This is a genomic window from Thermoanaerobacter siderophilus SR4, assembly GCF_000262445.1.
In the GTDB taxonomy this organism is placed as follows: domain Bacteria; phylum Bacillota; class Thermoanaerobacteria; order Thermoanaerobacterales; family Thermoanaerobacteraceae; genus Thermoanaerobacter; species Thermoanaerobacter ethanolicus.
The window spans coordinates 966751-976701 of sequence record NZ_CM001486.1 but is presented as its reverse complement, the minus strand read 5'-3'; the positions used below and the strand labels follow the sequence as shown (position 1 = coordinate 976701).

Below are 9951 nucleotides of genomic sequence, written 5' to 3'. Positions count from 1 at the left end.
AAAACTCATATATAAAAAAAAAAAAGGGGGGGGGGATTTATGGGGGGGGGGAAAAAAAAAAAAAGGGGGTTTTTTAAAAAAGTTTTATTTTTTGGAAAAAAATTCCCCTTAAAAATTTCCGGGGGGGTAATTGTTAAAAAACGGAAATTCAAAAAATTTTAAACAAAAAGGAAGGGGGACCCCCCCAAAGGGGGGGGCCTTTTAAGTTCCCCTTTTTGGCAAAAAATAATGTTGGGGGGAAATAGACCAAAGAAATTTAAAGGGAGAGGGCACAAAATTTTGCCCGATATGGAGAATGACTGCAACATATTATGGAAAAAAGCAGGTCTGCAGGAAACAGAGTAATGAGGAGCATAAAGAAAATTCATAGAAGGCAAATTAAAAACTAAAAGTCAACGAAGCAAAAAGTGCTGTAGATAGACCATGAAGAAGAAAATTTCTTGGATTTTCATTCTACACAAAAGAAAACGAAGTAAGAATAAGAATCCATGAAAAATCCATCAAAAGGTTTAAGGAAAAAGTAAGAGAAATAACCAATCGGAACAAGGGAATAAGCATGGAAAACAGAATAAAAAGACTAAATCAAATAACAACAGGATGGGTCAACTATTTTGGATTAGCAGACGCGAAAAGCATAATGAAAACCCTTGACGAATGGATAAGGCGAAGACTAAGGGCATGTATATGGAAACAATGGAAGAAGATAAAAACGAAGCATGATAACTTAGTAAAACTAGGAGTAGAAGAACAAAAAGCCTGGGAATACGCCAATACAAGGAAAGGCTACTGGAGAATATCCAATAGCCCAATCCTAAATAAGACTCTTACAAATAAATACTTTGAAAGCATAGGTTATAAGAGTTTATCCCAAAGATATCTAATTGTACACAATTCCTAATGAACCGCCGTATACCGAACGGTACGTACGGTGGTGTGAGAGGACGCTGAATAAAATAATTATTCAGCTCCTACTCGATTTTTGCATGGGGGGGTAAAAAGCACATGAGAGTTGATAAGTTTTTGAAAGTTTCAAGGCTTATCAAAAGGCGTACGATTGCAAAAGAGGCCTGTGACAAAGGATTAGTTTTTATAAATGGCAAGCAGGCAAAAGCTAGTGACGAAGTAAAAGAACATGATATAATAGAGATAAGCTTTGGAAATAAAATTGTCAAAATAGAGGTTATAGATGTAAAGGAACATGCTTTAAAAGACGAGGCTTACAAAATGTATAAATTGATAGAAGAATGAATGATTTGTGAAAATCCCTCAAATACTATAAACAAAAGTATAGGAGGGATTTTAATTGTATAGGAACATACTGAAATTAATTGCGGTGTTAGTAGCTTTGTTATTTGCCATGACTTCCTGCAAGCCGCCCGCCAAAAAACCTGAACCAATAAAAAAGCCTCGAATGGAACTACCTAAAATACCTGCCAAAATAAATGCAGGAGAGAAGAAAGAGCCTATTCTTAAAGTTTATGTTGTGCAAACGGGCAAAATAGAAAAAATGCCTCTAGAAAAGTATGTTGAAGGAACGGTGGCAGGAGAAATAAAGAATGACTGGCCAATTGAGGCTTTAAAAGCACAAGCGATTTTAGCAAGGACATATGTTTTAAATTTTGTAAGCACTAAAAAGTCTAAATATCCAGGAGCTGATATATCAACAGATTTTGAAGAGGCTCAAGCTTGGAACCCTTCAAATATAAATTCTAAAATAAAAGAAGCAGTAAAAGATACAAGAGGTGTAGTTGCTGTCTATGACGGAAAATTTATAAATGCATGGTTTCACTCTCATGCAGCAGGACAAACTGCTTTAGCTAAAGAAGGCCTTAATTATAAAAAGGCGGAACCTCCTTACATTGTAAGTGTAAAGTCAAATGATAGTCCTGATGCACCGGCTAATGTAAAGCATTGGACAGCTACTTTTACAAAAAGTGAAGTGATTAATGCGTTAAAAAAAATGGGGCTTGGAATAAATGACTTTAAAACTGTCAAAATAGGAACAAAAGGAGCTTCAGGCAGGACGATAAACCTTCTTTTCGATAAGATTCCTGTAAATGCTCCCGATTTTAGAATGGCAATTGGAAGTGAAAAACTAAAATCTACCATGATAGATGAGGTTTCCTATGATGGAAGTAAATTAGTGATAAAAGGAAGAGGGTTTGGGCATGGTGTAGGAATGTCTCAATGGGGAGCTTATCAAATGGCTAAAGAGGGGAAAAAGGCGAAAGACATACTAAACTATTACTTTAAAAGCATAAATATAGTCAAGATTTGGGATTGAAGTCCTCCTATTGGAGGATTTTTTTGTTCTAAAAAAAGTACAAGATTCATAGATAATAATAGTCAATTAAAAAGAGGGGAGGTTTAAAATGGAAGATAAAAGGAACTTTTTAAGAGCGGGGAAACCTCATAATATTACAATTGAAAATAGAGAAAAAATCAGTATTTCTGGGGTAACAAATGTTGTAAGCTTTGACGAAGAAACCGTAATATTGGAGACGGATTTGGGAATTTTGACAATAAGAGGTCAAGGGCTTCACATTAATAAATTGAACCTTGATGACGGACAAGTGTCAATTGATGGAGAAATAGTAAATTTAAATTACAGTGACAAAAGTGGCCTTATAGGAAAATCAGGGGGATTCATAAGTAGAATGTTTAGATAAGTCGCATGTTGCGGCTTATTTTGTTTTATATACTCGATTTTAAAAAGTTTAATTGCTATAATAAATTTGGATATTTTTGCGCAAAGGAAGTAGAGAGGTGTGAAACAAATGAGTGAGGAGAGAAAAAATTGGTTTAGAAACATGACTACAAAAGAAAAAGTGGAATATATATGGGACTATTATAAAGTTCATATTATCACAGGCATATTGGTGATTTATCTATTAGGCGCTTTTACAAGCAGTGTCTTAAATAGAAAAGAATATGTATTGAATATTGCCTTCGTGGGGAAATATATGGACTTTGATAGGTTAAATGAATTTAGCAAAGAGGTTACTAAAGAATTGATTGGCGATCCTTCAGGCAAAAAACAAGCTTCTATTGATTTTTATGGGCTTGTAAAAAATCCAAATGGCAATTTTACTCTTGACCCTGCCTCAACTCAAAAATTAATGGCCAGAATGGGAGCGCAAGATATAGATGTCATTATTTTAGATAAAAATAATTTTGATATATTGGCAAGTCAAGGAGCTTTTTTGCGATTGGATGAGATAAAGGAGTTAAATTTATCAGGGTTAAATGTGGCAAAAGTAGAGGAACCCTCTAATGAGGTAAAACCAGGTGCTTACGGAATATACGTTGGATGGAATAATAAATATTTAAAAAATTTAGGATATGACTATAATGATAAAATTGTTGCAATTATTGCGAATGGACAGCACAAAGATTTGGCTATAAAATTTGTAAAATGGCTTTTGAATATAAAATAAAGGGGGAGAAAATTAATTGAAGAAAGTCTTTTTAGTAGATTTTGACGGTACTGTTACTAAAGTAGATACTGTTGATTTGATGGTGAATAAGTTTGCAAAGGATGGTTGGCAGTATTATGAGGAATTATGGGAAAAGGGGGAAATGTCTACTGAAGAATGCGCAATTGAGACATTAAAGCTTATGGAAATGAACGAGAAAAAACTTTTGGATTTGCTTTACACTATTGAGATAGATGATTATTTCTTGGAGTTTTTAAATTTTTGCAAAGTAAAGAATTATGAAGTTGTAATAGTGAGTGATGGATATGACTTTAATATAAAGGCCATTATGGATAAGTATGGGTTTAATGTAGAGTTTTATAGCAATAAGCTTTGGTTTGATAAGGGAGAAATAAAAGTGGATTTTCCATATAAGAGCAAGGATTGCAACAAATGTGGTATGTGTAAGCTGGAAGTATTGAATAGATACAAAAATGAGGGGTATTATGTAGTATATATAGGAGATGGATATTCAGATATTTGTGTTGTGAAATATGCTGATGAGGTTTTTGCAAAGGGGGTTTTAGAAAAATATTGCAAAGAAAATGATATTCCATATATTTCTTTTAAAAATTTTGGCGATATAATAGAAAAGTTAAAGCGATAAACTTATTGGGAGTTTATCGCTTTAATAATAGGTGGCAATACTTGTTTTTTTCTTGAGATGACATATGGGAGGTAAAAACTGTTATTTTTTATTTGTACGTTGAAGGCTCTTTCCAACAATTCTTTATTATTTCCTACAAAAAGTATTTCAGATCCTTCGTTTATTATGTCTGTAAGCATAAGTAGTAAAATATCATAACCTTTATCTTTTTTACTTTTTCCATAAAATTTATTAGGTCTTGTTTTAATTTTCCTGCATCTGTGAGAGTATTCACCTGACCTATGCCAATTTTATAATTATTTATTGTAAATTCTTTAAAATCTGTATAAAATATTTCTTCAACAGTTTTCCCTTCTAAAGAGGTACCTGCTTTGAACATTTCAGTTCCAAACTCATTTATGTCTATGTTAGCAATTTCTGCAAGTTTCTTAGCTGCTCTTACGTCTTCTGGTGTGCAAGTGGGGGATTTAAATACAAGAGTATCTGATAAAATAGCAGCGCACATTATTCCCGCTATTTTCGGTTCTGGGATTAGCCCTTTTTCCTCAAAAATTCGATTTATAATTGTAGCAGTAGAGCCTACTGGATGGTTTCTAAATAGTATTGGCTGCTCTGTTTCTATCGTCCCAATCCTGTGATGGTCAATTATTTCTAATATTCTTGCTTGTTCTATTCCTTCTACTGCTTGAGAGAATTCATTGTGGTCTACCATTATTACATTTTTTCTTTCATAGTCTAAAATATGTCGCCTTGCAAGTAGTCCTACAACTTTTCCTTCTTCATCGACAACTGGAAAGTTGCGGTATCTATATTTTAACATTACTTCTTTTACATCATCAATATAATCGCTGACTCTAAATGTTACTAGGTCTTCTTTTTTTATTACATATGATAATGGTATACTTTGGTTTAATAATTTAACAGTGTCAAAAGTATCTGGTACAACTTTTATAATTGTTACTTTGTATTGTTTAGCTAGTTCAAAAATTTTTTCTGAAATTCCGTTATTGCCAGTAATTATGAGAGCTTTTATTCCTTGTTGAATTGCAGCTTGCTGTATATCATCTCTGTCTCCAACGATTAAGATATCTCCTTTTTTTATTCTTTTTAACACATTTTCTTTGGACATTGCAGCTACTAAAATGTCGCCTTCAAGATAATCTACATATCTTAAAATTTCTTCTCCTTTCAAAGTAGCTAATATATTGTCAATAGGAATTTTATATTTAGATAATTCATGAGAAGAGGAAAGATATGCCTTTGCCAAATCTCCTACTGTTGCAATTCCTATTAATTTGTTCTCCTCATCTACTACTGCTATTGTTCTAATGTTTTTTTCCATCATAGCGTTCCATGCTTCAAACATGGAGGTGTTTTCTTTAAAAACAAGAGATTTATCAAATTTAATGTCTTGTACTTGGGTATATACATTTTCAATAAAAGTAGGCTTTTCTACTCCAAAATAGTCTAATACAAATTTTGTCTCTCGGTTTATAGGACCTAATCTAACAGGTATAGCATTTATACCTTCAGATATGCGCTTTAGATAGGCATAAGCAATAGCTGAGCAAATAGAATCGGTATCTGGATTTTTATGTCCGGAAACATATACTGTTGTCATGATGCATCGCCCCTATTTTAGTTTCATTCTTGTTGCAGTGGATAAATATAATATAACAAGAAAAGGAGGGTATGTAAATGGTAATAACCATACAAAGTCAAATTTATGCATTTTTAGTTACAGTGTATGGCGGTTTTGTGCTGGGATTTATATACGATATTTTTAAAGTGACAAGGCAAGTTTTTAGGCTTAAAAAAACTTTTTCTAATATTGCCGATATTATATTTTGGCTTTTTGGGACAATTACTATGCTTTATTTTATGTATATAAGCAATTACGTTGAAATCAGGCTTTATAGTTTTTTAGGATTTGCAATTGGAGTTATTCTTTATTATGTGTTACTAAGTTATTTCATCACCCAAGCTTTAATTGGAATTTATGAATTTACAATAAAGTTTTTAAAAAAGATGGCAGAAATTATTATATACCCTGTTAAAATAGTAGTCAATTTTTTTATTGTTCCTTATAGGTTTACAAGAAAAATTTTAACTTTGCCTGGTGCTTTTCTAAAAAATAATTTAACCTATTTTAAGATTTTTAAGAGGAAAAAATAGAGGATTTTTTAAAGAGATGTCGAATAAAAATAATAGATTAATCCGCATTGTGAAAGTAGGTGTTTTGAGTGAAAAAACTAAAGAAGATATTGTTTTTTGCCTTTATTGCATATATTGGATTTACTTTTTTTCAGCAGCAAGTTGCATTAGAGAAACTTAATAATAGGTATAGGGATTTGAAAAATAAAGAAGCTGCAGTAATGAAAGAAAATAAGTATTTAAATGAATTACTTCACCAGATAAATAGTGAAAGTTTTATTGAAAATGAGGCAAGGCAAAAATTGGGGTTGGTTAAAAAAGGAGAAATAATTTATGTAGATATTTCAAAAACTAAGACACAAGAGACAAAAAAGTGATTTCGAAAAATTTATCTTGAAATATTTTGTATTTTAATATATAATGAACTCATTAATAAAATTTTTAGAGGGAGGATCTTTATTTATATGCCATTTGAGGTTGGAGATGTTGTTGAGGGCACTGTGTTAAACATCACAGACTTTGGAGCATTTATTCAGCTACCAGAGGGAAAAACTGGGTTGGTGCATATTTCGGAAGTTGCTAATACCTATGTAAAAGACATTAGGGAGCATTTGAAGGAGCATGATAAAGTAAAAGTAAAAATATTGTCCATGGATGCTAATGGAAGAATAAGTTTGTCAATCAAAAAGGCTTTGCCTAAAAAAAATAATAATAATAAAGAAAGAGATCCAAAGGATTTTGTATGGCAGAGCAATAGGAATTATAATACTAATAGTTCTTTTGAAGAGAGATTGCTTAAGTTTTTAAAGGATTCAGACGAAAGACAGCAACAGCTGCGAAAGAATTTTGATTCCAAGAGAAGAAACACAGGCTACAGAAGAAGCAATGGATATTAACTTCGGGTTATGCCCGAAGATTTTTCATAAAGGGTTTTTACCTGTGATAGTTGGGGGTTATTATGAGAATTTGTGCGATTGATATAGGGACAAATTCAATACGCCAACTTATATGTGACATAGATAATGAAAATATAAACAAGATACAAAAAGACGTTGAAATAACTCGATTAGGGGAAGGAATTTCTAAAACGGGGAAGTTAAATAATAATGCGATACAGAGAAGCATTGAAGTGATTGAACGCTTTGTGAAATTGGCCCAAGAAAAAGGCGCAGAAGTTATATATGCTTTTGCAACATCTGCGATGAGGGATGCTAAAAATAAAGATGCTTTTTTTGAGCAAATTGGAAAACTTGGGCTAGAGGTAGAAATTATAGATGGAGAAACAGAGAGCTTGTTTGGATACATCGGAGCGGTGATGGGAGTTAATAAGGAAGATGCTCTGGTGTTAGATATAGGAGGAGGAAGTACTGAATTAGCGTACAAAGGTAGAGAATTTGTAAAAGAAAGTTTTGATATAGGGGCTGTGAGGCTTACTGAAAAATTTATTAAAAATGATCCTCCTACAACTGAGGAATATGATGAAATTAGGTTACACATAATAGATGCAGTGGTAAATTCCATTGATAAGTACAAAGAGGTTGAAAATGTTATCGGCATAGGAGGAACGATAACAACTCTTGCCGCAGTTTCTCAGCAATTAGAAATTTATTCTCAAGAAAAAGTCCATGGCTATCAGTTAAAAAAGGAAGAAATTAAAAGGATTTTAGATAAATTTATGTCTGTTACATTGGAAGAACGAAAAAAATTTTTGGATTGCAGCCCCAAAGGGCTGATATAATAATTGCGGGAACTGCTATATTACTGACTATATTAGAAATGCTGAGTTTCAAAGAAATAACGGTTAGTGAGTGGGATAATTTAGAAGGAGCAGTCCTCTATAAATTTGGGGAATTTAAGCTATAGAAATGGAATTTTCATTTGAAGTTGCAAAAGTGGATAAAAAACTATTGACTTAAAGATATAGATATAATATAATAAATACTGTCTCAAGGAGATGAAGCCGGAGTGGCGGAACTGGCAGACGCACAGGACTTAAAATCCTGCGGGCCCTAAAAGCCCGTACCGGTTCGAGTCCGGTCTCCGGCACCAATGGCGCGGGGTGGAGCAGTCCGGTAGCTCGTCGGGCTCATAACCCGGAGGTCGTAGGTTCAAATCCTACCCCCGCAACCAAAAATATGGCGGCGTAGCTCAGTTGGCCAGAGCATGCGGTTCATACCCGCAGTGTCGGTGGTTCAAATCCACTCGCCGCTACCATCAAAGAACGGAAATCGTCACCTATCCAGAAATAGAGTTCACATTTTATTTCATCTGGAGTGACGATTATTTTTTTTATGTAGTTCTTGAGGACTTCTTTAATTTCCTGAGGATTTTTTGATGAGTTAATTTTTTCTCTATCTTTTTCAAAGATTTTTAAAATCATTTCTGGTGTAATAAAACTTGTTTCTTTTTTATTTTCTAATTCATTAAGTCTATAGATAATTTCATTTCTTAATGTTTCTAGCTCATTCATTTTTTCTTTCATTATTGGCTGGAACATGCCTTGAGCGATGGCTTCTACTATGTTTTTCATCTGCTCTTCAATCTCCTTATAGCGCTTTTTTAAAAGAGTAATTTCTTCTACTCTTTCTTTATTTAACTTCTGATTTTCTTCATTTAAAAGTTTAGCTAACACTGGTGCTACTTTTGGGTCAAATATTCTTCTGTTTAGTTCTTCTATAACAAAAGTTTCTAATTTTTCTTTATTTATGTCTCTATTTGTGCACTGCTTAGTTCTATCTTTTCTGCTACATCTATAAGTTACATATTTTCCTCTACTTAAGCATCCTACCATTTTAGAACCGCATAATCCACAGTAGACAAGGCCTGACAAAAGATATACTCTTTTTGCAGAATTAGCTCCTCTTGTTATTTTTCTTTCTTCCATTTTCTTTTGTACTTGTTCGAACAGGTCTTTATCTATTATTGCAGGGATAGCATTTTCTATAACGATAACGTCTTCTTTTACTATTCTGTGATTTTTCTTTGTGCCTTTGTTGAATATGTATTTACCAATATATTTCTCATTTTTCAAAATTTCGTGAATGCTGTTTTTGCTGAAAGAATTACCTTTTTTAGTTTTGTAGCCTCTTAAATTTAATTCATCAATTATGTATCTATATCCATACCCCTGTGCATACAATTCAAAAATCAGCCTTACTGCTTCAGCCTCTTTCTCATTTATTACATATTCTCCATTTACAATATCATATCCTAAAGGTGGTATACCTCCGTTAAATTTGGCCTGAAAAGCATTTTCTTTCAATCCTTTCATTACCTCCCTTGCAAGGTTTTTAGAATAGTACTCGGCCATTCCTTCTAAAACACTTTCCAAGATAATGCTTTCAGGTGAATCGTCTAACTGTTCAAGTACTGAAATAAGCTTTACTCCGTTCTTTTTTAACTGCCTTCTGTAAAAAGCGCTGTCATATCTGTTGCGGGCAAACCTGTCCAATTTATGAACAATAACGGCATTAAAAAGACCCAATGAGCTGTCCTTTATCATCTGCAGGAATGCTGGTCTGTCATCAGTTGTTGCGCTTTTTGCTTCATCAGTGTATATCTTTACTAGCTGGATATTATTCTTTTCGCAGTACTCTTTTATAGCTCTTAATTGAGCTTCAATGCTTTCTTCTCTTTGGTTGTCACTGGAGTATCTTGCGTATGCAACAGCTCTTACTTCTGCTTCAGCCATGAGAAATCCCCTCCCGAAACTTA

9 protein-coding genes, 3 tRNA genes and 3 pseudogenes are annotated in these 9951 nt (G+C 33.2%); 13 read left to right on the top strand and 2 right to left on the bottom strand.

Translation table 11 applies throughout. From position 1 onward, the window contains the following. Positions 1–183: 183 nt before the first annotated feature. The 6 genes and pseudogenes from THESIDRAFT1_RS12925 to THESIDRAFT1_RS04750 all read left to right on the top strand — a co-directional run. A pseudogene (locus THESIDRAFT1_RS12925) lies at positions 184–898 on the top strand (group II intron maturase-specific domain-containing protein); the annotation flags it as partial. Between the two features lie 104 nt (positions 899–1002). Beyond that, on the top strand, positions 1003–1248 hold the full coding sequence (locus THESIDRAFT1_RS04770; RefSeq protein ID WP_006569704.1) for an RNA-binding S4 domain-containing protein: 246 nt from the start codon (positions 1003–1005) through the stop codon (positions 1246–1248). A gap of 55 nt (positions 1249–1303) precedes the next feature. Continuing rightward, the gene (locus THESIDRAFT1_RS04765) at positions 1304–2284 is read left to right on the top strand and encodes a SpoIID/LytB domain-containing protein (RefSeq protein WP_003871169.1); all 981 of its coding nucleotides are present in this window, start codon (positions 1304–1306) and stop codon (positions 2282–2284) included. An 88-nt stretch (positions 2285–2372) separates the two neighbouring features. Beyond that, positions 2373–2669, top strand: coding sequence for a sporulation protein YabP (gene yabP, locus THESIDRAFT1_RS04760; RefSeq protein ID WP_003871168.1), 297 nt, complete (start codon positions 2373–2375; stop codon positions 2667–2669). Between the two features lie 108 nt (positions 2670–2777). After that, on the top strand, positions 2778–3437 hold the full coding sequence (locus tag THESIDRAFT1_RS04755) for an extracellular solute-binding protein (protein WP_006569703.1): 660 nt from the start codon (positions 2778–2780) through the stop codon (positions 3435–3437). Between the two features lie 16 nt (positions 3438–3453). After that, complete coding sequence (locus THESIDRAFT1_RS04750; RefSeq protein ID WP_004398787.1) at positions 3454–4083, top strand: MtnX-like HAD-IB family phosphatase; 630 nt, start codon at positions 3454–3456, stop codon at positions 4081–4083. A 2-nt stretch (positions 4084–4085) separates the two neighbouring features. On the opposite strand, the pseudogene THESIDRAFT1_RS04745 reads toward THESIDRAFT1_RS04750, so the two are convergent. After that, positions 4086–5704: pseudogene (locus tag THESIDRAFT1_RS04745) on the bottom strand (putative manganese-dependent inorganic diphosphatase). 77 nt (positions 5705–5781) lie between these two features. Between THESIDRAFT1_RS04745 and yabQ the strand changes: the two are divergent. From yabQ to THESIDRAFT1_RS04710, 7 genes and pseudogenes are all read left to right on the top strand, one after another. Next, positions 5782–6258, top strand: coding sequence for a spore cortex biosynthesis protein YabQ (yabQ, locus tag THESIDRAFT1_RS04740; RefSeq protein ID WP_003871164.1), 477 nt, complete (start codon positions 5782–5784; stop codon positions 6256–6258). A gap of 68 nt (positions 6259–6326) precedes the next feature. Then, the gene (locus THESIDRAFT1_RS04735) at positions 6327–6614 is read left to right on the top strand and encodes an FtsB family cell division protein (protein ID WP_003871163.1); all 288 of its coding nucleotides are present in this window, start codon (positions 6327–6329) and stop codon (positions 6612–6614) included. A gap of 87 nt (positions 6615–6701) precedes the next feature. Then, positions 6702–7133, top strand: coding sequence for a S1 domain-containing RNA-binding protein (locus tag THESIDRAFT1_RS04730; protein WP_003871162.1), 432 nt, complete (start codon positions 6702–6704; stop codon positions 7131–7133). Positions 7134–7195: 62 nt separating this feature from the next. After that, positions 7196–8100, top strand: a pseudogene (locus tag THESIDRAFT1_RS04725) (Ppx/GppA phosphatase family protein). 96 nt (positions 8101–8196) lie between these two features. Then, positions 8197–8286, top strand: a tRNA-Leu gene (locus THESIDRAFT1_RS04720). Positions 8287–8290: 4 nt separating this feature from the next. Then, positions 8291–8367, top strand: a tRNA-Met gene (locus THESIDRAFT1_RS04715). A gap of 7 nt (positions 8368–8374) precedes the next feature. Further along, positions 8375–8451: transfer RNA gene (locus THESIDRAFT1_RS04710), tRNA-Met, on the top strand. Here the strand turns inward: THESIDRAFT1_RS04710 and THESIDRAFT1_RS12920 are convergent. After that, positions 8408–9928: a recombinase family protein gene (locus tag THESIDRAFT1_RS12920; RefSeq protein ID WP_006569700.1), complete on the bottom strand. Its 1521-nt coding sequence runs from the start codon at positions 9926–9928 to the stop codon at positions 8408–8410. The genes THESIDRAFT1_RS04710 and THESIDRAFT1_RS12920 overlap by 44 nt on opposite strands. Positions 9929–9951 lie beyond the last annotated feature (23 nt).

Excerpts from the sequence above, each read along its gene's own strand:
- yabP (WP_003871168.1), top strand. The coding sequence starts at position 2,373 with ATGGAAGATAAAAGGAACTTTTTAAGAGCGGGGAAACCTCATAATATT.
- THESIDRAFT1_RS04770 (WP_006569704.1), top strand. The coding sequence starts at position 1,003 with ATGAGAGTTGATAAGTTTTTGAAAGTTTCAAGGCTTATCAAAAGGCGT.
- yabQ (WP_003871164.1), top strand. The coding sequence starts at position 5,782 with ATGGTAATAACCATACAAAGTCAAATTTATGCATTTTTAGTTACAGTG.
- THESIDRAFT1_RS12920 (WP_006569700.1), bottom strand. The coding sequence starts at position 9,928 with ATGGCTGAAGCAGAAGTAAGAGCTGTTGCATACGCAAGATACTCCAGT.
- THESIDRAFT1_RS04755 (WP_006569703.1), top strand. The coding sequence starts at position 2,778 with ATGAGTGAGGAGAGAAAAAATTGGTTTAGAAACATGACTACAAAAGAA.
- THESIDRAFT1_RS04730 (WP_003871162.1), top strand. The coding sequence starts at position 6,702 with ATGCCATTTGAGGTTGGAGATGTTGTTGAGGGCACTGTGTTAAACATC.